Below are 20548 nucleotides of genomic sequence, written 5' to 3' on the forward strand. Positions count from 1 at the left end.
CGCAATGCAAATTGCGGATCATTCAAAATTGAATTAAACGCGGCGTCCTTCGCGCGTAATGACATGAGCCGTATCACTACGGATGCATGGCGGTCGCATCTTCGTCACGCTGTTTACCTAAGACGTGTGCGCGACAACAAGGCTACGAGGCAACATGAACGCGGACTTCGATCACGAGCTCACGCCGGATCAATGGGAGATGCTGAAGGCGCTCCGCACTCCCGCGCGTGAACGCCGCCGGTTGAACAGCATGGTCGTGAGCCAACTCGTTGACCTCGGACTTGCGGTCATCGATGACGGCACCGCAACCATCACGCAGGATGGCCGCAAGGTGCTGATCCGGGGCTCGTCACGCCTGCTCGACGTGGCCGCTTGACAACGCGCCGAGCCCGACACGCCGCGAGCGACCGTCACCACATCGACTGGCGCGCGCGCTCGGGCCACTCGCGGTCGTACTCGGCCCCGTCGATGGCGTCGGCCGTCATTGCGGCCAGGATCTGTCCGGGACTCGGGATCTGCCTGGGATCGACCCGCTTGTCGGGGTTCCAGAGATCGGCACGCACGATCGCTCGGGCGCATTGGAAGTAGATCTCGTCGACGGTCATGACGAGGACACTCCTCGGCAGCTTGCCCTCCATCCGGAACGATTCAAGCAGACCGGCGTCCGTGGAGAGGTAACCGCGCCCGTTCACACGCAGCGTGTTGCCCGATCCCGGAATCAGGAACAGCAGGCCGATCCGCGGATCACGCACGATGTTCCGCAAGGAATCGACGCGATTGTTGCCACGGCGGTCGGGCATCATCAGCGTCTTCTCATCGTGGATGCGGACAAAGCCGGGGCGATCGCCGCGCGGGGAGCAGTCGAGACCTTCCGGGCCGCAGGTCGCGAGTGCGACGAACGGCGACGTCTCGATCATCACGCGATAGTGCGAAGTCACGCGGTCGGCGACCTTGGCAGTCGAAGTGATGCCAGTCTGGCCATAGATCGCTTCGAGCTGCTCAATCGTGGTGATGACCGACATCGTTCGTACCTCCCATTGTCCCCGGCAGGGCTCCGTCTCCGGCCCCCCTGATCACATCGAGCAGGCTGCGTCCGTGCGGAGCCGGATCGCCCACATTGACGATGGTGACATCCGCTGCCACCGTGTCGTCCTTGACCGTCCGATGAAGCCGCTCGCCGATGTCGGCATCGCTCGGGCGATGCCGCTTGCCCAGACGTTCCGCGAGCACCTCCGCCGGCGCCGTGATGTTCACGACGACGACATCGGCATAATCGCGCCGCGCCGACGGGATGACCATCCGCGACACGTTCACGACGACGGTACGACCCGCGGCGATGTCGTCCCTGATCGCACGCGGAACACCGTAGCGGTGGCCATGCGCATCCCAATGCAAAGCGAACGCACCCGAAGCGAGGGCCTCGTGAAAAGCCGCCTCGCTCATCTCGAGATTGTCCTCAAATGCCGACGCTTCGCGGGTTACGACGCGCTGCGGGAATACGATGCGATCGTCACCAGCGCATCCGGCTCGCGCCAGATTGAGCAAGGTGTCCTTGCCCGCTCCGCTCGGCCCGACGACGAGCACGAGCCGGCCCGGCCCCAGCTGTTCGCTACCATCAGCCGATCGGCTGGACTCTCCGCTCATGCGACCCGCAATCCTTCGCGCCATGCGCTGCGTACGACCGCGAGATCACCAGCCAGATGAACACGGATCAGGTCAGCGCGCTTGCCGGCGGCAATTTCGCCGCGATCATGAAGACCCACCGCCTCGGCGGGAGCCTTGGTCACGGTGCGGACCGCAGCAGCGAGATCGATGGCCGGCACGCGCTGCGGCAGTTGCAGCGCACCCATCAGCAGGCTCGAAGGCACGTAGTCGGATGAGAGAATGTCGAGCAGGCCCTCGCGCGCCAGATCGACCGCGGCGATGTTGCCCGAATGCGATCCGCCGCGCACCACATTCGGCGCACCCATCAGGATGCTGATGCCGGCCTCGTGAAGCCCCCGCGCCGCCTCCATCGTGGTTGGAAACTCCGCCACGGCGATGCCGTCCTTGATCGCGTCGGCAACATTCTCCGCGGTGGTGTCGTCATGACTGGCCAGCGGAACATCATGGATCTTCGCCAGCGCAACGATGTCGCGCATGTTCGAGGCCGCATAGGCTTTTTGATAGGCAAAGCGCCGCTCGAACATCACGTCGAGCTCGGCGTCGGTCTTGCCCCCGCTCTTGCCGCGATAATAGTCCCGCAGCTTCCCCTCATCACGAAACTGCCGCTGCCCGGGCGTGTGATCCATCAAGGACATCAAGCGGACATCGGACCGGCCAGCCAGCTGCTTCGCCTCCTCGACAACGGTCGGCATCGGCACCTCGCAGCGGAGATGCAGGAAATGGTCGGCGCGCAACAGACGGCCGTCGCGCGCGGTTGCGATCGCCTCGGCGAGCACATTGGCCTGGCCGTCGACGCCTTCGGCGCCTTCCTCGCTCCAGACCCGCAAGGAATCGAGCACTGTCGTGATGCCCGCCGTCGCCAGCTGCCCATCATAGGAGATCACCGCGGCAACGGGATCCCAATAGACTTTCGGCCGCGGCACGAAATGCGCCTCGAGATGATCGGTATGCAGCTCGATCAGGCCGGGCATGAGCAGATCCCCCTCGGCATCAAGACTGCCGGCGGGCGCAGCCCCTTCACCCAGCTCGACGATGCGGCCACCTGCGATGGCCACCCAGCCCTGCTCGATGACTCTCTCGGCGAGGACCAGCCTGGCATTGCCTATCACCGTGTCGGACATGTTCGCGCTCATCTGTTGTTGTGCCTGTTATGCCGCCGCCGCGAAAGTCGTCACATCGACCGTGCGATCTGCGATCTGCCTCCGAATCTCGTCGTCATGCACGATCGCGATCATGGCGACGCCGGCTTGCTTCTTGGCCGCAATCAAGTCCACCACGACGGCGCGGTTCGCCGCATCGAGCGAGGCAGTCGGCTCGTCCAGCAGCAGGATCGGAACGTCCGATATAAATCCGCGTGCGATATTGACACGCTGCTGCTCGCCGCCGGAAAAGGTCGACGGCGGCAGCGACCACAGCCGTTCGGGAATGTTGAGCCGGCCGAGCAAGGCGCCGGCCCGCACGCGCGCATCCTCCCGCGAGAGTCCCGCGGTGAGCAGCGGCTCGGCGACGACATCGAGCGCCGGCACGCGCGGCACCGCGCGCAGGAACTGGCTGACATAGCCGATGGTCATCCGCCTCGCATTGAGCACCAGGCGCGGCTCGGCGCCTGCGAGGTTCGTCATCTCGCCCTGATGACGGACGCTGATGCGGCCACCGTCGCACCGATAGTTGCCGAAGATCATCTTCAGGATCGACGACTTTCCGGCGCCGGACGGCCCCGACAGGACGACGCATTCTCCTGCATTGACCTTGAACGACACGTCGCGCACCACGGGCAGAGAGATCCCGCCCTGAAGGTGCATTGTGAAGCTCTTCCGGGCATTCTCGACATCAAGCATCAGGGTCATTGTTATCGGGCTCATGGCGGCAGGATCGAGGACACGAGAAGCTGTGTGTAGGGCTCGCGCGGATCATCGAGCACCTGATCGGTGAGGCCGGTCTCGATCACCCGCCCCTCCTTCATGACCATCACACGGTGGGACAGAAGCCGCGCCACTGCAAGATCGTGCGTGACGACGATCGCCGCGAGGCCGAGTTCGTTGACGAGGCTGCGCATCAGGTCGAGCAGGCGCGCCTGCACCGAGACGTCGAGCCCGCCGGTCGGCTCGTCCATGAACACCAGCCGCGGCTGCGTCACCAGATTGCGCGCAATCTGCAGCCGCTGCCGCATGCCGCCGGAATAGGTCCGCGGCGCATCATCGATACGGGCGACGTCGATCTCGACCCGCTGCAGCCAGGACGATGCGGTCTGCCTGATACGGCCGTAGTTATTCCAGCCAATGGCCATCAGCCGCTCGCCGACATTGGCGCCCGCGGATACGGCCATGCGCAGGCCTTGCGCCGGGTCCTGGTGCACATAGCCCCAGTCGGTGCGAAACAGAAAACGCCGCTCGGCCTCGCCGAGATCGGCGAGACTGCGCAGCACGCCATCGCGCATGCGGTAGGACACGCGGCCCGCGCTTGGCGCGAGCTGCGCCGAGAGCATCTGCAGCAGCGTCGACTTTCCCGAGCCGGATTCGCCGACGATCGCGAGCACCTCGCCCGGATAAAGCACGAACGAGACGTCGCGACAGGCTGCGAGCCGGCCGTAGCTCTTGCCAAGTTCTTCAGCGACCAGCAGCGGCTGATCGGATGCGCTGTTCATGTCAACCATGAGCGCCCTCCTTGTGCGGGGCGGCATTCTCGACGCCGCGGTGTCCGGCCGCCTGGCGGCCCTCGCAATAGTCGGTGTCGGAGCAGACGAACATGCGACTCCCCTTGTCGTCGGTGACGATCTCGTCGAGATAGGAATCCTCAGCGCCGCACAGCGCGCAGGGTGCGTCGAACTTGTAGCGCGTGAACGGATGGTCCTCGAAATCGAGCGACACCACCGACGTATAGGGCGGGATGGCATAGATCCGCTTCTCGCGCCCCGCCCCGAACAGCTGCAGCGCCGGGCAATTGTCCATCTTCGGATTGTCGAATTTCGGCGTCGGCGACGGGTCCATCACGTAGCGCGCATTGACCTTGACCGGATAGGCGTAGGACGTCGCGATGTGGCCGAACCGGGCAATGTCCTCGTAGAGCTTGACATGCATCAGGCCGTATTCGGCGAGCGCATGCATGCGGCGCGTCTCGGTCTCGCGCGGCTCGAGAAACCGCAGCGGCTCCGGGATCGGCACCTGATAGACGAGCACCTGGCCCTCCCGCAGCGGCGCCTCGGGAATGCGATGGCGAGTCTGGATCACACTCGCCTCGTCCGTCGATGTCGTCGTTGCCACGCCTGCCGTCTTGGCGAAGAACTTACGGATCGAGATCGCGTTGGTCGTGTCGTCCGAGCCCTGGTCGATCACTTTGAGCACGTCATGCGGGCCGAGAATGGCTGCCGTGACCTGCACGCCGCCGGTGCCCCAGCCATAGGGCATCGGCATCTCGCGGCTCGCAAACGGCACCTGATAGCCGGGAATGGCGATGGCCTTGAGGATCGCGCGGCGGATCATCCGCTTGGTCTGCTCGTCGAGATAGGCGAAGTTGTAGGTCGGCGCGTTCATTCCGCGGCCTCCTTCAACACGGCAACGGCATTGGCATCGGCAAACTCCCGGCGCAGCTTGCGCAGCAGGCCGAGCTCGGATTGAAAGTCGACGTAGTGCGGCAGTTTCAGATGCTCGACGAAGCCGGTCGCCTGCACGTTGTCGGAATGTGACATCACGAACTCCTCGTCCTGTGCCGGGGCGATCAAATCCTCGCCGAGCTCGCGCGCGCGCAGCGCGCGATCGACCAGCGCCATCGACATCGTCTTGCGCTCGCTCTGACCGAAGGCCAGACCATAGCCGCGGGTGAAGCATGGCGGCTCGGTCGCCGACCCCTTGAACTGATTGACCATCTGGCATTCGGTCAGCTCGATCGATCCGAGCGGCACGGCGAAGCCGATCTCTTCGGCGAAGAACTCCACCTCGACCTCACCGAAACGGATCTCGCCGGCGAACGGATGGTTGCGGCCATAGCCGCGTTGCGTCGAATAGCCGAGCGCCAGCAGAAAGCCTTCGTCGCCGCGCGCGAGATTCTGCAGCCGCAGGTCGCGGCCGGCAGGAAAGCTCAGCGGATCACGCGTGAGATCTCCCACGGGCGCCTCGGGGTCCGCGTCAGGCGACGGCTCGATCAATCCGTCCTGACCGAGAATGTCGGTGACCCGTGGCATCGGCGCGTCGGACGTCGACGCAAGGGCCGGCGCCTCGGGATCGCCTGCCTCGGCCAGAGCCGGATCGAGCAGCCGGTGCGTGTAGTCGAATGTCGGGCCCAGCACTTGCCCGCCGGGAATGTCCTTGAAGGTGGACGATACGCGCCGCTGCACGCGCATCTCGCCGGTGTCGACCGGCTCGGTCGCACCGAAGCGCGGCAGGGTCGCACGGAAGGCGCGCACCAGGAAGATCGCCTCGATGAGATCGCCGCGCGCCTGCTTGATGGCAAGAGCTGCCAGCTCGCGATCATACAGCGAACCCTCGCTCATGACGCGATCGACCGCGAGTCCGAGCTGCTCCGAGATCTGCGCAAGCGACAACTCGGGCACGCTCCTGTCGCCGCGGCGCTCATGCGCCAGCAGCCGGTGTGCGTTCTCGATGGCGCGCTCGCCGCCTTTGACCGCCACATACATCCGCTAAGCTCCTGCAGGTGAGAGACGCGTCGTGCGCGGGATCGCGACCAACGATTGATCGTCGACCAGAATGACGTCGATCCCGCGCGGGAACAGCGCCTCGTTGATTGACAGTCGCGCGAGCAGATCGCGCGGCTCGATCGTCGCCGCGAGCGAGGTCACGCCATCGATCCCAGGACCACGCAGGTGGAACGTCGGCCCCGTAGAAAGGCTCGGCACCTGCAGGATCAGGGTTGTCGACCGGTCCGGGTATTCCGGCGTCCCCAGAGCAAAGGACGCGAGATCAGGCAGCGCGTCGGGCGCCGCCACGAGTGCGAAACTTGCCAGCTCTGGGCGCGTCACGACCGGCGCGCCGGTGTGAAATTTCAGCCAGGCTCCGACATCGGGCGCGCGCGCGAAGGCCGCATCGAGCCAGAGCGGCGTATCCTGGTCCAGCAAGGTCAGGGCGATCGCCGCAACGCCGGCCGCCATCGACGTTGGCCGGCCGGCGCCGTCGTCGACCGACACCACCTGTCCGGGACGCGCCATCGCCTCCATCACCATGCGGAAGGTCGATTGCGCCGACAGAACCTTGTCGGCAAAGCCGGGCTGCAGCTCGACAGTCATTGCCGTCATCACCCTTCTCCCCGCACCATCGTGTAGAAATCGACCCGCGTCGCCGCGGCCTCGGCGGCGCTTCGATCCCGCTCCTGTTGCATCTGCGCCCGCAGGGGCGCAACGACCTCCCTCTCGATTGCCTTGGCGTGATCGGACGATTGAAGCAAGGCGTCGCACAGCGCGATCAGGCGCGCCTTGCCGCCGTCGCGCCCGAGGACATAGCCAAACCCCACCTGCCCGCCCTGCAGACGAACAGCCGCGCGAGACACCGTCGCCTCACCGAGATTGAACGGCGCGCCATCGCCGCCGATACGGCCACGAACCATCACGAGACCGCTTTCGGGGGCACGCAGATCCTGGTAGGGCGGCACCGGCAGCGCGGCCATCCTATTCTCGATCTCGGCGGCCGCAACGTGCGACAGCACCTTCATTGCGTCCCGCCGCTTCTCCTGCAACGCCGTATCGCCGCTCATCGCCATTCTCGATCTTGCCTGCATCAAGTTGTCTATGATACTAGACAACTCGATAAGAGAGCGCCATGACTGTTTGATGACATGGACGTGATTTTCACAACACGACGCAGGGAGCTGCGATGAGCATGCCGGACGCCGGATCTGGCGTCGCGCTGTGGCGGCGGGTGGCCGACGGCATCGAGCGCGACATTGCCGATGGCCGCTTCGCGGCCGGTACGCGCCTGCCGGGCGAGACCGAGATCGCGGAGACCTACCGCGTCAACCGCCACACGGTCCGGCGGGCGCTGGCGACCCTCGCGGAACGCGGGCTCGTCCGCGCCGAGCGCGGCAGCGGCACCTATGTGGAAGCCCCGCGCCTGTCCTATCCGCTGCGATCGCGGACCCGATTCTCGGAGATCGTCGGCGCGGGCGGTCGTGAGCCGCGCGGGCAGCTGATCGCGGCCTCGGAGGAATCCGCGACGCGCGACCTCGCACGACTGCTGGGATTGAAGACGGGTGCTCCGTTGGCGCGCATCGATGCGCTGCGCTTCGCCGACAAGACGCCGATCTGCGTCAGCACCTCCTGGCTCTCGGCCGAGCGATTTCCCGACGCAGGGCGGGTGTTCGCCGCGACCCGCTCGATGACGGCGCTGCTCGCGCATTACGGCATCCGCGACTATCGCCGCGGTGCGACCAGGATCACGGCAGCGATCGCCGATGCCAGCGACGCGTCCCGCCTCGACCTCGCGCTGGGGCGTCCGGTCCTGGTCGTCGACAGCACCGACATCGACGCCGACGGGACGCCGCTCGTCAGCAAACGCTCGCGCTTCGCTGCGGAGCGTGTGACGTTCGAGGTCGAGAGCTAGGGCGAAACCGTCGCCATGTTCTCGACCTCGGGGCGCTCAGTCGATGAGCGTGCCGTCTTGATTGAAGAACGGATGCGGCCCGTCGAAATCCCCGATGGGCACCTGATGCGTGACGATCGTTCCGAATCCCGGCCCTGGAAACCAGGCATGAAGGTGAAAGGCTGGAGGCTCGATGCGGAAGGATGGCGATTGCATCTCGGCGAGATCCAGTGCCACGGCATGGTTCGGCGCCGGGCAGATCGTGCAGGGGATTGCGGCAAACCGGGTCAGCGCTGCACGATGGACGTGACCGCATCCGATCAATTGCACCCGCGGGTGACGCGTGAGGATGGCTGCGAGATGCGCAGCATTGCGCAGGTTCTGCCGGTCCATGTGACCGATGCCGGTCGAAAATGGCGGATGGTGCAGAAACAGCAGGGCCGGCTTGTCGGCACGAGCAGAGAGCTTGGCATCGAGCCATTGCAGACTCGCCTGATCGATCTCACCATGCGGATGGCCGGGCACGCTGGAATCGAGCAACAGCAGATCGAGATCGGCCAATTCCACATGCCGATTCAGCGGACCCGAGGGGTGATCATGAGATGCGTCCGGAAACGCCACTCGCATCAACTCGCGTGAATCGTGATTGCCGGGCACGGCAGCGAACGGAATCCGGAGCTCGGCAAGCAGATCCTTGAGATGATCGTACTCGGCCGGTGACGGCGTGTCGGCGAGATCCCCCGAGATCACCACCAGGTCGAGCTTTGGCTCAAACCGGTTGAGCTCCGTGATGCATCGCGCGAGCGCGCGCGCCGTGTCGACACGACGATAGGCCAGCCGACCGGGCGCCTTGATGTGGAGGTCTGAAATCTGCGCAATGTTGACCGCGTTCTTGGTCATGAGATGATCAACCTTCCGCTGGCAGCAGACGAATGGAATTCGGCTCAATCGACAGTCCGATGCGCTCCCCGGCGTGGACCTTGATCGTATTCGGCGCATCCACGGTGAGTGGAATGGAGGCCGCGCCGCGAACGATGATCCGCTGCCGGTCGCCGGCAAAACGGACGCTGTGGACGACGCCGGTCAGCTCCGATGCCGCGGCCTCGACAATGCCAATCGTTTCCGGTCGAACCATCGCAACGGCCTGGCTGCGCGGCGCGGGATCGGCGACCGGCAGTCGTCCGCCCGGCAGAACGAGGTGGCCGCCGTCGATCGGTGCCTCGATGATGTTGGCCGCGCCGACGAACTCCGCTACGAAGCGATCGGCTGGGGTGAAATAGATCTCTTGCGGCGTCCCGATCTGGGCGATGGCGCCCTTGCGCATGACGACAATGCGGTCGCCGAGCTCCATGGCTTCGTCCTGGTCATGCGTGACGTAGATCGCCGTGATCCCGAGCGTGCGCAGCAGGCTGTTGAGCTCACCGCGGAGCCGCTCGCGCAGGGCGGCATCCAACGCCGTGAGCGGCTCGTCGAGCAGCAGCACGCTCGGCCGGATGGCGACCGCACGTGCGAGCGCGACACGCTGGCGCTGGCCACCCGAGAGTTGATCGATGCGGCGATCTTCGAGCCCGCCCAGATTTGTCAGGACCACGAGTTCGGCGACCCGCGCGGCCCGTTCAGCCCTCTTCACGCCGCGGATCTTGAGCCCGTAGCCGATATTGTCGGCGACCGTCATGTTGGGGAACAGCGCATAGGACTGAAACACCATGCCGACGTTGCGGTTCTCGATCGGCTGCCTCGTCAGGTCCTTGCCGTCGAACAGCACGCGTCCGCCCGCATCGGGATTTTCCAGCCCGGCCACGATCCGCAGCAGGGTGGTCTTGCCGCAGCCGGACGGCCCCAACAGCACCAGCGTCTCGCTCTGCGCGATGTCCAGCGTGGCGCGCGCCAGCGCGCACGTCCCGTCGGCAAAGGTCTTGCCGCAGTTCTCCACCTTCAGCGCGGCTCCATGCCGGGTCATCGTGCTCACCGCAGGTTTCCTCTCTCGCCGATCCATTGCATGGCCACCAGCAGCGGAATGATCATCACGAAGAAGATCAGCGTATAGGCGGACGCGACCTCCAGCCGCATCGATGCGTAGCTGTCGGCGAGGCCGACCGGCAGGGTCTTGGTCAACGGCGTATGCAACATCCAGGTCAGGTTGAACTCTCCGAGCGACAACGTCACCACCATGAGGCTGCCAGCCAGAATGCCGGGGGCGGCATTGGGAACGATGACGTCGATGAAGCGCCGCCATGGCGCGGCCCCGACGGATGCGGCGCCCTCATCGAGCGATTTGACGTCGATCGTCGCGAATACCGCCATGACGGACCGGACCATGAACGGCATCGTGAAGATCACATGACCGGCGAGAATGAATAGCCATGAGCGGCGGAAGCTTCCGAAGCCGCCATAGGTCAGCAGCAGCGCGAGCGCGATGGCGAGTCCGGGAATGGCGAGCGGCAAGGTGATGATCTCCTCGACCAGCCGTGCCAGCCGTCCGCCGCGAACATACAGCGCATAGGCGGCGGGAATACCGACCACGAGCGTGACTGCCAGGGTGCCCAGCGCAATCAGGATCGATGCCATGATCGTGCCGGCGTAGAGCTCCCAGACCTGGGCAACCCATTGCAGCGTGATGCCGGACTGAATGCCGCGGAAGTAGTTGACCGTGACGCCAGCGGCGATCGACAGCGCCGCCGGCACGGCCAGGAAGGCAGCGACGAGCAGCGTGAACAGCAGTTGAAGGATGAAGATGATACTGTTGCGCACGAGCCTACCCTGCCGCCGCCACCGAGCTGCCGGCGAAGGAGCGCGCCAGCGCCAGCATGAGCCAGGTCATCACGCCAAGGCCGACCGAGAGCGCCGCCGAGGTGGCCAGGTTTCCCGCCAGCGTGAACTCGGTATAGATCAGCATCGGCAGCACATCGATGTTCGTCGCCAAGGTGAATGCCGTTCCGAACGCGCCCATCGCCGTCGCGAACGCGATCGCGCCGGACGCGATCAGCGCCGGCGTCAGTGCCGGCAGGATCACGTCGCGCAGCACGGCCCATGGGCTCGCGCCGAGCGATCGGGCCGCCTCCTCCAGACCGGGATCCAGCTTCTGCGCCGCAGCCATGATGGTGAGGATCACGCGCGGGATCGAAAAGTAGAGGTAGCCCAGGAACAGCCCATGGATCGAATAGGCGAACACGAGCTTGTCTCCCGTGAGCCTGGACGAGACTTCCCCGATCAGCCCCTGGCGGCCGGCCAGAAGAATGATCATGAAGCCGACCACGACGCCGGGGAAGGCGAGCGGAAACGTCAGGATCGCGACCAGGATCGCACGGCCGCGAAAGCGGTGCCGTTGCAGAAACAGGCCCGCGATGGTCGCGATGATCAAGGTCGCGACCGTCGTTACCGCCGCCAGCACCAGCGTGTTGAGCAGGGTCGTCCGATAGCGCGGCTCGAGGATGATCGCGAGATACTCGGCCAGCCCACGCGGTCCTTCTGCGCCGGTGAGGAGCAGCCTCGCCATCGGCAACAGGAAGAACGCTGCCGTGACCGCCGCGAGCGGCAGCAGACAGAGACGGACGAAGGAATTGTGAGACATGGAATTGATTGCACCTCCGCCGGAGCGTCTCCGGCGGAGGCGCGGCACTCCTTTAGCGGACCTCGGACAGGTAGCGATCCACGAAGCCCTTCTGCGCGGCCTCCATGTCGCCCCAGTTCACGCTCTTGGCACGGGCATAATCGCTGTCCGGCAGGAACTTGCTCTTCACCGAGTCCGGCAGCTCGATGGGGCGCGCGGGACGCAGATAGGCATTGGTCCAGATCGCCTGGCCCTTGTCGGACAACAGATAATCCATGACCTTCTTCGCCTTGTCCTTGTCGGGGGCGTTCTTCACGAGGCCGACGACATACGGGAAGACCACCGAACCTTCGCAGGGAATGACGAACTCGAAATTGCCCTTCTCGGTATACTTCGCGCGGTAGGCGTTGAAGTCGTAGTCGAACAGGATCGGGATCTCGCCCGAGACGACGCGTGCATAGGACGTCTGCTTCGGCACGATCGGATCGTTCTTGCGCAGGTCCTTGAAGAAGCCCAGAGCCGGATCGAAATTGGCCTGCGTACCGCCGAGCGCGAGGTTGACCGCGACGGCGCCGACATAGCCAACGGCCGCCGAGCTCGGATCGAGATAGCCCACCATGCCCTTGTAGTCCGGCTTGAGCAGATCCTTCCAGCAGGCAGGAACCGGCTTGCCGCCGAGCGCGTCCTTGTTCACGAACAGGCCGAGCGTACCCGAGTGGATCGTGGTCCAATAGCCGTCCGCGTCCTTGAGGCCGGCGGGGACCTGATCCCAATTCGCGGGCTTGTAGGCCTCCAGCGCATCCTGCGCCTTAGCCTTCATGCCGAAGGTGACGCCGAAATAGCCGATGTCGCCGACGGGATTGCTCTTCTCAGCGAGGATCTGCGCCAGCGCCTGGCCGGAATTCTTGTTGTCATGTGGAATGTCGTAGCCGAGATCGGTCTTGATCGCCTTGAGCATCGAGGCCCAGTCGGCCCATTCCGGCGGGCAGTTGTAGCAAATGACGTCCGCGGCCTTGGCCGGGTGCCACGACGCGACGACACACAGCGCGAGCAGAGCGAGAACGAGGCGGGTGACCTTCATGAAGACAGACTCCGTATTCCTGGCATCACGGCCAGTTCCGAAGCTTCCCCTAAAGACGGCCCATGAAGGATTTGCGACAGCGATTGCAGCGCACACAGGGCATGCTGCACCCTGATCGCTTGCACACGAACGATCGCAACCTTCAGATGCCTATCGGTTCAAGCAACAGCCCGACGGCCGATGATCGCGAAGCGCAGCTTGCCGGAGATCCAGTCGATCGCGGCGACGGCGACGAGGATCATGAGGATCAGGAACGACACCTTCTGCCACTCCAGGACGCGAATCTGCTCCGCTAGCTGCAGCCCGATGCCTCCCGCGCCGACGATGCCGATGATCGTCGCCGAGCGCGTATTTGATTCGATGAAGTAGAGTACCTGACCCGCAATGACCGGAAGCACCTGTGGCAGCAGGCCAAAGCGGATCTCGTGCAGCGCATTGCCGCCGGCCGCGCGCACGCCTTCGACCTGCTTGCGGTCGGCGCCCTCCATCGCCTCCGAAAACAGCTTGCCGAGGGCGCCGAAGTCGGACACCGCGATTGCGAGCACGCCCGCGAAAGGCCCGAGACCGACGACGTTGATCCAGACCAGCGCCCAGATCAGCGTGTCGACGCCGCGGATGGTGTCGAACAGGCGGCGCACCGGAAAGCGGAAGATCGCCGACGGAATGACGTTTCTCGCCGCAAGCAGGCTGACCGGAAAGGCGACGCATGCGGCGAGCGTCGTGCCGAGCACCGCGATCGACAGCGTTTCGCCAAGCGCCTGGAGATAGATCGGCAGCGACGCGCCGGGATCAGGCGGCAGCATCAGGCGGGCGATCCAGCCGAGCTGGCCGAGGCCGGCCAGCATCCGCGACGGCGAGAAATCCAGATCGATAAGGCCGAACACGAACACCGCGAGCGCGACCAGCAGCACCACCGGGGTCGCAAGGCGCGCCGACATCGGACGCTCGAAAACGTGTGGATAGCGCTCCCTGAGCACGCGCGGATCTGGCGTCTCGCCGCTCTTCATGTTCGCGGCTCCGCGCCGAACAGCCGGCCGCGCAGCCAGCCGGTGGCGATATCGATCAGGAACACGGTCACCACGATCATCACGAGAATCGCGCTCACATCGGAATAGTAGAACTTTCGCACGGCGACGACGAGTTCCTGGCCGATGCCGCCGGCGCCGACAAACCCCATCACCGAGGCTTCGCGCACGTTGATCTCGAAGCGCAGCAGCGTATAGCTGGAGAAGCCGGCCATCACCTGAGGCAGCACGGCAAAGCGCATGCAGGAGAGCCAGCTGGCTCCGGTGGCACGGACGCCCTCGACCGGCTTCATGTCGGCGTTCTCGACGACCTCGGCAAACAGCTTGCCGAGCGCTCCGCTCGAATGAACGGCGATCGCGAGCACACCGGCCACCGGCCCGAGTCCGAAGGCGATGACGAAGATCAGCGCGAAGACGATGCCGGGGACGGTGCGCGCGAACTCGAGCAACCGGCGCACCGTGAAGCGCACCCACGGCGCAGGCGAGGTGTTCTCAGCGGCGAGGAAGTTCAGGCCGAACGCGACCAGCATCCCTGCCAGCGTGCCGACATAGCTGATCAGCAGCGTCTCGCCGAGCAGCTTGATCCACTTCTTGAAGCCCCAGAACCACTCGAAGACATTGCTCCAGACCCGGTGACCATCGTCGAGTGTGAAGATGCGGTCGAAATAGCCGACGAAGTTGCCAAAATATGCATAGAGCGTCCGGACGTTCACCTCCGCGCCGATGGCGGCAACGACGAGCACGGCCGCGAACGCACAAGCTGCGAGCAGAGTTCGCCAGCGCCGGCGCGCGACAGCCTTGCGATAGGCCTCGTTCAGCACCGCGAGTTGCTGGCTGGGAAGGATTGAGACGGCGACCGCCATCGGACTATGCTGGCCCTGTTCGAAGCGTGGAAGCAATTCTCAAAGGATGAGCCGGGCCACAGGGACCCGGCTCGTGCCACAATCGGATGACGATCAGGACGCCTTCTTGCGCAGGCTGTCGACGAACTTGATCAGGTCGATCGTGCCGTCCCAATCCTTGGTCGTGGCAGGATGGAAGCCCTTCTTCTGGCCGTCGGAGAGACGGTCGAACGCCGCCTTGTCCTTGGTCGGCGCGTCGAAGAACGCCTTGGCAATCGCCGACTTGAGATCGTCCGGCAGATCGGTGTTGTAGGCGTAGGGACCGTTGATGATCGGCGCCGACTTGTGAATGATCCGGAAGTCTTCCTTCTTCATCGGCGAGCCGTCGGCGTTCTTCAGCATGCCCTTGGTCAGCATCTGCGCCAGCGTCGAGTCGTTGTCGCTGGTCCACTGGTTGGCTGCGATGTCGACGGTCCCCTGCGACAGGGCCAGCACCGCATTCTCGTGGCTGCCGGTGAAGACCACCTTGCCGAAATACGTCTCGGCATCCGTCACGCCCATTTTGTTGAGCTCGAAGCGCGGCACATTGTTGCCCGACGTGGAATTCGGATCGACCAAGCCGAGATTCTTGCCCTTGAGGTCCTCGACCTTCTGATACGGGCTGCTCGCCTTGACAAAGAACACCGAATAATAGCCGGTGCTGCCGTCGGCATTGATGTCGTTGGCGAAGGCATCGGTCTTGACCCCCGTCAGGCGGGCCCGGGCGAACGAGGCCGAGCCGTAGCTCGCAATGTGGATATTGCCGGCGCGCTGGCCTTCGATCACGGCCGCGTAGTCGTTGGCGATGCGCAGCGTGACTTTCACGCCGAGCTCTTTGGAGAGATAGCTCACGAACGGCGCCCAACGCTCGGTGACGCCAGAGGCGTTCTCTGCCGGAACGACGGCGAAGGTGAGCTCGGGATACTTCGCCTTCCAGTCGGCGGCGGAGGCCGAAGCGGTGAACGCAAGCGCGGCGACGCCTGCCAGAATGATGCGACGATTGATCATGACTTATCCTCTTGCTGCAATCATACGATGCGACCGTCGCGCGCGGCGGCCGAAACTTGTGATACATGCGGCTCAGGCGACGGCGGCCTCGCCAAAGGCCGGAACGGCTGCCGGCGGCACGGGGCGAGCATCCATGACCTCATCGGCTTCCAGATCGTAGAGCTCGCGCGCGATCTGGCCGGTGAGAGCGGCAGGGACGTCATCGAACACGACGCGCCCGGTCGCCATGCCGATCAGGCGGTCGCAATAGCTGCGCGCCAGATCGAGCGAATGCAGATTGCAGACCACCGTGATGCCGAAATGCTTGTTGATGCGCAGCAGCGCATCCATCACGATCTTGGTGTTGCGGGGATCGAGCGAGGCGATCGGCTCGTCGGCCAGGATGATGTCGGGCTGCTGCACGAGCGCACGCGCGATGGCAACCCGCTGCTGCTGCCCGCCCGACAATTGATCGGCGCGCTGCGCGGCGAGCGAGGCCATGTCGAACTGCTCCAACGCGGACATCGCGATGGCGACATCCTCGGCCGGCCACAGCTGCGCCAGCGAACGCCAGGAAGGAATTTCGGCCAGCCGTCCCATCAGCACGTTGGTGAGCACGTCGAGCCGGCCGACGAGGTTGAACTGCTGGAAGATCATTGCCGAGCGCGCACGCCATTGGCGCAGGTCGCGCCCGCGCAGCGCCGTCACGTCGAGGTCGTTGAACAAAACCCGTCCGGAGCTGACGGGACTGAGCCTGTTGATGGAGCGCAGCAAGGTCGACTTGCCGGCCCCGGACCGCCCGATCACGCCGACGAAGCTGCCGGGCGCAATGGCGAAGGACGCATTGTCGACCGCGGCTTTCGCACCGAACCGGCACGTCAAACCATCTACCACCAGCATTGCAAGCTCCAGACGCCTCGTGACGCGCTACCGCTAGCGTCTGGATTCAACAGTTATGTGACAATGCGCTCACGCTCGCCTGCTCATCCACATCGGCGACGCCCCGGTCATCCGCCCGTCACGCAACCGTCATAGTGAGCACCTTAGACATCCGAGAACCTCCAGAAGCAGACGAGACATGGCCGGCAAGTCACTTTCAATCCATCCCACCGTCGATCCCACCGCAACCCTCCACGACGTGAGGCTGGGCGCCTATTGCGAAGTGGGTGCCCGCACCATCCTCAACGAGGTGGCGATGGACGACTACTCCTACGTCGTCAACGATGCACAAATCACCTACACGACGATCGGAAAGTTCTGCTCGATCGCGGCGATGACCCGGATCAATCCAGGCAATCACCCGATGCATCGCGCGACCCAGGCGCATTTCACCTATCGCGCCAGCGCATATTTCCCGGGCGAGCCCGACGATGCGGAGTTCTTCGCCTGGCGACGCCAACACCATGTCGACATCGGTCATGATGTCTGGATCGGCCATGGTGCGATCGTGCTGCCAGGACGCAACATCGGCACGGGCGCCGTCGTGGCGGCCGGCGCCATCGTCACCAAGGATGTGCCCGATTATACCATCGTCGCCGGCAATCCCGCGCGTCTCCTGAAGCGCCGTTTCCCGGAGGACATCGCTGAGCGTCTGCGGCGCCTCGCCTGGTGGGACTGGGATCACGACGCACTGCGCGCGGCCTTGCCGGACTTCCGGCGCCTGGAGATCGCCGACTTCCTGGACAAATACGAGGCAGCTCTCGACGACGGCGCTCAGCTGCGGCAGAGTGCCACGCCATGACAGACATCTTTGTTTCGGGCGGCAAGTGCCTGATCGGCTCCGAACTCGTCGACGCATCGCTGATCCTCTCGCGGGGCGTGATTGACGGGATCGACACGACTACACCGCGTACCGGACTCGATCTCGATGCGAGCGGGCTCACGGTGCTGCCCGGTATCGTCGATATTCATGGTGACGCCTTCGAGCGGCAGATGATGCCGCGCGCAGGCGTGGATTTTCCGATCGACGTCGCTCTGGTCGATAGCGACCGCCAGGCCGTCAGCAACGGCATCACCACGGTCTTCCATGCGACCACCTGGTCGTGGGAGCCGGGCCTGCGAAGTGCTGCGAACGCGCGCCATCTGCTCGAGGCGATCGAAGCTCTGCGGCCGCGCCTCGCTGCCGATACCCGCTTCCATTTGCGTCACGAGACCTACAATCTCGATGACGAGGACGAGATCCTCGCATTGCTTGCAGCGCGGCGCATCGACTTGTTCGCCTTCAACGACCATATGGACTCCACCGTGGCGAGCCTGGACAAGCCGCACAAGCGCCAGCGCATGGTGGATCGCACGGGAATGTCCGGCGGCGACTTCGATCGCCTGGTCGCGCGCATCGTTTCACGGGCCGATGCCGTTCCGGCGTCGATCGCCCGCCTTGCCGCGGCCGGCCGCGCGGCCGGCATCCGCATGCTGTCTCACGACGACGAGAGTCCGGAGATGCGCCGTGCCTTTCGGGAACAGGGCGTGGGAATCGCAGAATTCCCGGTCAATGAGGAGACCGCGCGCGAAGCCGCCGCAGGCGGCGATGCCATCGTGTTCGGCGCCCCCAACGTCGTCCGCGGCGGCAGTCACACGGGCTGGACCAAGGCGAGCGACATGATCGCCAAGGGGCTGTGCTCGGTGCTGGCCTCCGACTACTATTATCCGGCGCCGTTGCTGGCAGCCTATCGGCTGGCCGCCGACGGCGTTCTTCCCCTGTCGCGGGCCTGGAGCCTGATCTCGGCTGGTCCTGCGCATGCCGCGGGCCTGTCGGACCGTGGCACGCTCGCGACGGGCCAGCGTGCCGACATCATCCTCGTCGACGACAGCATGCCGACGCGCCCGCGCGTCGTCGCTGTGATCGCGGCGGGGCGACTGGTCCACATCACGGGGGCCGCTCGGCTCAGCACCATCGCTGCGCCTCGCGCCGCGGCGGCCGAGTAGCGCATCATGACCGCCATCGCCCGCTACGCAATCTACTACACGCCGGCGGCTGACACGGCCCTGGCGGAATTCGGCGCCGGCCTGCTTGGCTACGATGCCTGGACCGGCGGTGAACGGGAGTTTCCGAGCGAGCTACGCGACGCCGTCCCGGATTGGACCGAGCTCACGGGTGACGCTCGCAAATACGGCTTCCACGCGACGTTGAAGGCGCCGTTTGCACTCACCGACGCACGCGCCGAAGCCGAGCTCTGTGACGCCTGCGCCAGCTTCGCCGCAGCACCTCGGGCCGTTCCGCTCATCCGTCCGGTCGTCGATGCGATCAGCGGTTTCATCGCCGTCATTTCCGGCGAGGCGTCACCTGCACTCCAGGAGCTCGCGGCCGCTGCCGTCACGGCGTTCGAGCCGTTCCGTGCCGCGATGTCGCCGGAGGACCGGGCGCGTCGCAAGCCTGACCTGCTGACGCCGCGGCAGCGCTATCACCTCGACCGCTGGGGCTATCCTTATGTCATGGAGGATTTCCGCTTCCACATGACGCTGACATGCCGGCTTTCCGACATGCGGCGCCGTCCCATCCTGTCGATGCTCCAGGACCGCTTCGCGACCCTTGAGCTTTCCACGCTGGCAATTGATCGGATCGCACTGTTCCGGCAGCCGAGCGCGAGCAGCCGCTTCAGCATCATCGGCAGCTGGCCGATCACGACCACATAGCGTCGGCCGAGCCACGGTCAGTTCGGCGCGGCCGCGAAATGCGGCGGCGACTGCGGATCGAACACCGACAGCGGTGGCGAAATGTCTGCGCGGTCACGCGGCAAGGCTTCGCGCATCTCCCGCTGCAGAAAGGCAATGAGCTTCTCGCGGACCTCACATCTGAGGTCCCACGCCTGCGGCGCGTTCCGAGCGCTCACCAGAGCCCGCAATTCCATGGTGCGCGCATTGGTATCGACGACCTGCAGATTGACCACGGCGCCGTCCCAGATCTTCGACTCCTTCGCGACCTCCTCCAGCCGCCTTCTGATGCGTGGCACGTCCGCGGCATAGTCCACGTGCAGAACCACCGAGCCGATCAACGAGGCCGCATCTCGCGTCCAGTTCTGGAACGGACGTTCGATGAAATAGGACAGCGGAACCACCATCCGCCTCCAATCCCACAGCCTGATCACGACATAGGTCGAGGCGATGTCCTCGACCCAGCCCCACTCGTTCTCGATGATGACGGCATCCTCGATGCGAATCGGCTGCGTGACCGCGATCTGCACGCCCGCGATCAGGTTGCTGAGCAAGGGCCGTGCGGCGAGACCGACGATCAGGCCGGCGGCGCCAGCGGATGCGAACAGGCTGACACCATATTGCCGGACCGAATCGAAGGTCATCAGCGCCGCCGAGACGGCGACGATGATGATCAACGTGTCGATCACGCGCTTGAAGACGCGAACCTGCGTCACATGCTTGCGGGCGAGGAAATTCTCCGTGATGTCGTCACGGAACCGCTGCATGTAGCGCGCCGAGACCATGTCGACGACGCGGATCGTGATCCAGCCGACCAGCGCGATCGTCGCCACCACGAACAGGTGCGCGAGCGCGCGGCGCCATCCTTCGTTCAGCGGCGCCAGCGGAAGAACGAGCGCGACGGCCACCAGACAGAGAGCCAGCCGCACCGGTCCAGCGGTCCTCCGCAGGATGGGAAGCAGGATCGAGTTCCGGCTGCCGATCGCCCGCTTCACGAGGGCGCGCGCGATATTGTAGACGAGCAGCGCACCGAGAATGGCGCCGATGATCAAGCCCGGCCCGATCATCCAGTCCGGGACGATACCGGTCAGCTGCTGCACGAGTGCCTGCATGCCTTGCTCTCCCTTGCGGCCTCAAGGGCTCTCAACTCGTGAGATCGCAGGGAGAGTCGGACGGCAGCCGCA

The 20548-nt window shown here is 64.9% G+C and carries 24 protein-coding genes; 5 read left to right on the forward strand and 19 right to left on the reverse strand.

The genetic code is table 11. The features are described from left to right. The first annotated feature begins 154 nt into the window (after positions 1 to 154). Positions 155 to 376, forward strand: coding sequence for a hypothetical protein (locus QX108_RS10520; RefSeq protein ID WP_172112570.1), 222 nt, complete (start codon positions 155 to 157; stop codon positions 374 to 376). Positions 377 to 410: 34 nt separating this feature from the next. Here QX108_RS10520 and QX108_RS10525 read toward each other — a convergent pair whose 3' ends face one another. Genes QX108_RS10525 through phnG form a run of 9 tightly spaced genes read right to left on the reverse strand, consistent with a single transcriptional unit; the run spans position 411 to position 7365 of the window. Then, entirely contained in the window at positions 411 to 1022 is a 612-nt protein-coding gene (locus QX108_RS10525) for a pyridoxamine 5'-phosphate oxidase family protein (RefSeq protein WP_315781712.1), read from the reverse strand. Further along, positions 1000 to 1644 carry a phosphonate metabolism protein/1,5-bisphosphokinase (PRPP-forming) PhnN gene (gene phnN, locus QX108_RS10530; RefSeq protein ID WP_315781714.1) on the reverse strand — a complete coding sequence of 215 codons (645 nt, stop codon included), beginning with the start codon at positions 1642 to 1644 and terminating at the stop codon, positions 1000 to 1002. The genes QX108_RS10525 and phnN overlap by 23 nt, the downstream gene beginning before the upstream one ends. Next, positions 1641 to 2798: an alpha-D-ribose 1-methylphosphonate 5-triphosphate diphosphatase gene (locus QX108_RS10535; RefSeq protein ID WP_315781716.1), complete on the reverse strand. Its 1158-nt coding sequence runs from the start codon at positions 2796 to 2798 to the stop codon at positions 1641 to 1643. Before QX108_RS10535 ends, phnN begins: the two co-directional genes overlap by 4 nt. 15 nt (positions 2799 to 2813) lie before the next feature. Beyond that, entirely contained in the window at positions 2814 to 3512 is a 699-nt protein-coding gene (gene phnL / locus QX108_RS10540) for a phosphonate C-P lyase system protein PhnL (protein ID WP_315721270.1), read from the reverse strand. 11 nt (positions 3513 to 3523) lie between these two features. Next, positions 3524 to 4318 (reverse strand): phosphonate C-P lyase system protein PhnK, encoded by a 795-nt coding sequence (gene phnK, locus QX108_RS10545; RefSeq protein ID WP_315781718.1) that lies wholly within the window; start codon positions 4316 to 4318, stop codon positions 3524 to 3526. Beyond that, the gene (locus QX108_RS10550) at positions 4311 to 5195 is read right to left on the reverse strand and encodes an alpha-D-ribose 1-methylphosphonate 5-phosphate C-P-lyase PhnJ (protein ID WP_315781720.1); all 885 of its coding nucleotides are present in this window, start codon (positions 5193 to 5195) and stop codon (positions 4311 to 4313) included. Before QX108_RS10550 ends, phnK begins: the two co-directional genes overlap by 8 nt. Continuing rightward, positions 5192 to 6295, reverse strand: coding sequence for a carbon-phosphorus lyase complex subunit PhnI (locus QX108_RS10555; RefSeq protein ID WP_315781722.1), 1104 nt, complete (start codon positions 6293 to 6295; stop codon positions 5192 to 5194). Before QX108_RS10555 ends, QX108_RS10550 begins: the two co-directional genes overlap by 4 nt. A gap of 3 nt (positions 6296 to 6298) precedes the next feature. After that, positions 6299 to 6910, reverse strand: coding sequence for a phosphonate C-P lyase system protein PhnH (gene phnH / locus QX108_RS10560; protein ID WP_315781724.1), 612 nt, complete (start codon positions 6908 to 6910; stop codon positions 6299 to 6301). Then, positions 6910 to 7365, reverse strand: a complete 456-nt coding sequence (gene phnG / locus QX108_RS10565) for a phosphonate C-P lyase system protein PhnG (protein WP_315781726.1) — start codon at positions 7363 to 7365, stop codon at positions 6910 to 6912. The genes phnH and phnG overlap by 1 nt, the downstream gene beginning before the upstream one ends. A gap of 119 nt (positions 7366 to 7484) precedes the next feature. Here phnG and phnF point away from each other — a divergent pair, with 119 nt between their 5' ends. Then, positions 7485 to 8210, forward strand: coding sequence for a phosphonate metabolism transcriptional regulator PhnF (gene phnF, locus QX108_RS10570; RefSeq protein ID WP_315721276.1), 726 nt, complete (start codon positions 7485 to 7487; stop codon positions 8208 to 8210). Between the two features lie 36 nt (positions 8211 to 8246). Here phnF and QX108_RS10575 read toward each other — a convergent pair whose 3' ends face one another. From QX108_RS10575 to phnC, 9 genes are all read right to left on the reverse strand, one after another. Then, complete coding sequence (locus QX108_RS10575; protein WP_315781728.1) at positions 8247 to 9089, reverse strand: phosphodiesterase; 843 nt, start codon at positions 9087 to 9089, stop codon at positions 8247 to 8249. Positions 9090 to 9096: 7 nt separating this feature from the next. After that, positions 9097 to 10149, reverse strand: a complete 1053-nt coding sequence (locus tag QX108_RS10580) for an ABC transporter ATP-binding protein (RefSeq protein WP_315781730.1) — start codon at positions 10147 to 10149, stop codon at positions 9097 to 9099. Positions 10150 to 10154: 5 nt separating this feature from the next. After that, positions 10155 to 10940, reverse strand: a complete 786-nt coding sequence (locus QX108_RS10585; RefSeq protein ID WP_315721280.1) for an ABC transporter permease — start codon at positions 10938 to 10940, stop codon at positions 10155 to 10157. Positions 10941 to 10944: 4 nt separating this feature from the next. Next, complete coding sequence (locus tag QX108_RS10590) at positions 10945 to 11760, reverse strand: ABC transporter permease (protein WP_315721281.1); 816 nt, start codon at positions 11758 to 11760, stop codon at positions 10945 to 10947. Between the two features lie 52 nt (positions 11761 to 11812). Beyond that, entirely contained in the window at positions 11813 to 12820 is a 1008-nt protein-coding gene (locus tag QX108_RS10595; RefSeq protein ID WP_315721282.1) for an ABC transporter substrate-binding protein, read from the reverse strand. A 158-nt stretch (positions 12821 to 12978) separates the two neighbouring features. Continuing rightward, on the reverse strand, positions 12979 to 13827 hold the full coding sequence (gene phnE / locus QX108_RS10600; RefSeq protein WP_315721283.1) for a phosphonate ABC transporter, permease protein PhnE: 849 nt from the start codon (positions 13825 to 13827) through the stop codon (positions 12979 to 12981). Beyond that, entirely contained in the window at positions 13824 to 14708 is an 885-nt protein-coding gene (phnE, locus tag QX108_RS10605; RefSeq protein WP_315781733.1) for a phosphonate ABC transporter, permease protein PhnE, read from the reverse strand. Before phnE (QX108_RS10605) ends, phnE (QX108_RS10600) begins: the two co-directional genes overlap by 4 nt. A gap of 93 nt (positions 14709 to 14801) precedes the next feature. Beyond that, the gene (gene phnD, locus QX108_RS10610; protein ID WP_315781735.1) at positions 14802 to 15734 is read right to left on the reverse strand and encodes a phosphonate ABC transporter substrate-binding protein; all 933 of its coding nucleotides are present in this window, start codon (positions 15732 to 15734) and stop codon (positions 14802 to 14804) included. Between the two features lie 72 nt (positions 15735 to 15806). Further along, positions 15807 to 16613, reverse strand: a complete 807-nt coding sequence (gene phnC / locus QX108_RS10615; protein ID WP_315721286.1) for a phosphonate ABC transporter ATP-binding protein — start codon at positions 16611 to 16613, stop codon at positions 15807 to 15809. Between the two features lie 178 nt (positions 16614 to 16791). Between phnC and QX108_RS10620 the strand changes: the two genes are divergently transcribed. Genes QX108_RS10620 through QX108_RS10630 form a run of 3 tightly spaced genes read left to right on the forward strand, consistent with a single transcriptional unit; the run spans position 16792 to position 19346 of the window. Beyond that, a complete protein-coding gene (locus QX108_RS10620) occupies positions 16792 to 17454 on the forward strand; it encodes a chloramphenicol acetyltransferase (protein ID WP_315781737.1) in 663 nt (220 codons plus the stop codon). Beyond that, on the forward strand, positions 17451 to 18638 hold the full coding sequence (locus QX108_RS10625) for an alpha-D-ribose 1-methylphosphonate 5-triphosphate diphosphatase (protein WP_315781739.1): 1188 nt from the start codon (positions 17451 to 17453) through the stop codon (positions 18636 to 18638). The genes QX108_RS10620 and QX108_RS10625 overlap by 4 nt, the downstream gene beginning before the upstream one ends. A gap of 6 nt (positions 18639 to 18644) precedes the next feature. Beyond that, the gene (locus QX108_RS10630) at positions 18645 to 19346 is read left to right on the forward strand and encodes a DUF1045 domain-containing protein (RefSeq protein ID WP_315781741.1); all 702 of its coding nucleotides are present in this window, start codon (positions 18645 to 18647) and stop codon (positions 19344 to 19346) included. Between the two features lie 17 nt (positions 19347 to 19363). On the opposite strand, the gene QX108_RS10635 is transcribed toward QX108_RS10630, so the two are convergent. Beyond that, positions 19364 to 20476 carry a mechanosensitive ion channel family protein gene (locus QX108_RS10635; protein ID WP_315781742.1) on the reverse strand — a complete coding sequence of 371 codons (1113 nt, stop codon included), beginning with the start codon at positions 20474 to 20476 and terminating at the stop codon, positions 19364 to 19366. Positions 20477 to 20548 lie beyond the last annotated feature (72 nt).

Origin of the sequence: Bradyrhizobium sp. SZCCHNR1002, from assembly GCF_032381435.1 — a bacterium.
Taxonomy (GTDB): domain Bacteria; phylum Pseudomonadota; class Alphaproteobacteria; order Rhizobiales; family Xanthobacteraceae; genus Bradyrhizobium; species Bradyrhizobium aeschynomenes.

Bases quoted from the DNA above. Each gene is read 5' to 3' on its own strand.
- QX108_RS10520 (WP_172112570.1), top strand. From the start codon at position 155: ATGAACGCGGACTTCGATCACGAGCTCACGCCGGATCAATGGGAGATG.
- QX108_RS10525 (WP_315781712.1), bottom strand. From the start codon at position 1,022: ATGTCGGTCATCACCACGATTGAGCAGCTCGAAGCGATCTATGGCCAG.
- phnN (WP_315781714.1), bottom strand. From the start codon at position 1,644: ATGAGCGGAGAGTCCAGCCGATCGGCTGATGGTAGCGAACAGCTGGGG.
- QX108_RS10535 (WP_315781716.1), bottom strand. From the start codon at position 2,798: ATGAGCGCGAACATGTCCGACACGGTGATAGGCAATGCCAGGCTGGTC.
- phnL (WP_315721270.1), bottom strand. From the start codon at position 3,512: ATGACCCTGATGCTTGATGTCGAGAATGCCCGGAAGAGCTTCACAATG.
- phnK (WP_315781718.1), bottom strand. From the start codon at position 4,318: ATGGTTGACATGAACAGCGCATCCGATCAGCCGCTGCTGGTCGCTGAA.
- QX108_RS10550 (WP_315781720.1), bottom strand. From the start codon at position 5,195: ATGAACGCGCCGACCTACAACTTCGCCTATCTCGACGAGCAGACCAAG.
- QX108_RS10555 (WP_315781722.1), bottom strand. From the start codon at position 6,295: ATGTATGTGGCGGTCAAAGGCGGCGAGCGCGCCATCGAGAACGCACAC.
- phnH (WP_315781724.1), bottom strand. From the start codon at position 6,910: ATGACGGCAATGACTGTCGAGCTGCAGCCCGGCTTTGCCGACAAGGTT.
- phnG (WP_315781726.1), bottom strand. From the start codon at position 7,365: ATGAGCGGCGATACGGCGTTGCAGGAGAAGCGGCGGGACGCAATGAAG.
- phnF (WP_315721276.1), top strand. From the start codon at position 7,485: ATGAGCATGCCGGACGCCGGATCTGGCGTCGCGCTGTGGCGGCGGGTG.
- QX108_RS10575 (WP_315781728.1), bottom strand. From the start codon at position 9,089: ATGACCAAGAACGCGGTCAACATTGCGCAGATTTCAGACCTCCACATC.
- QX108_RS10580 (WP_315781730.1), bottom strand. From the start codon at position 10,149: ATGACCCGGCATGGAGCCGCGCTGAAGGTGGAGAACTGCGGCAAGACC.
- QX108_RS10590 (WP_315721281.1), bottom strand. From the start codon at position 11,760: ATGTCTCACAATTCCTTCGTCCGTCTCTGTCTGCTGCCGCTCGCGGCG.
- QX108_RS10595 (WP_315721282.1), bottom strand. From the start codon at position 12,820: ATGAAGGTCACCCGCCTCGTTCTCGCTCTGCTCGCGCTGTGTGTCGTC.
- phnE (WP_315721283.1), bottom strand. From the start codon at position 13,827: ATGAAGAGCGGCGAGACGCCAGATCCGCGCGTGCTCAGGGAGCGCTAT.
- phnE (WP_315781733.1), bottom strand. From the start codon at position 14,708: ATGGCGGTCGCCGTCTCAATCCTTCCCAGCCAGCAACTCGCGGTGCTG.
- phnD (WP_315781735.1), bottom strand. From the start codon at position 15,734: ATGATCAATCGTCGCATCATTCTGGCAGGCGTCGCCGCGCTTGCGTTC.
- phnC (WP_315721286.1), bottom strand. From the start codon at position 16,613: ATGCTGGTGGTAGATGGTTTGACGTGCCGGTTCGGTGCGAAAGCCGCG.
- QX108_RS10620 (WP_315781737.1), top strand. From the start codon at position 16,792: ATGGCCGGCAAGTCACTTTCAATCCATCCCACCGTCGATCCCACCGCA.
- QX108_RS10625 (WP_315781739.1), top strand. From the start codon at position 17,451: ATGACAGACATCTTTGTTTCGGGCGGCAAGTGCCTGATCGGCTCCGAA.
- QX108_RS10630 (WP_315781741.1), top strand. From the start codon at position 18,645: ATGACCGCCATCGCCCGCTACGCAATCTACTACACGCCGGCGGCTGAC.
- QX108_RS10635 (WP_315781742.1), bottom strand. From the start codon at position 20,476: ATGCAGGCACTCGTGCAGCAGCTGACCGGTATCGTCCCGGACTGGATG.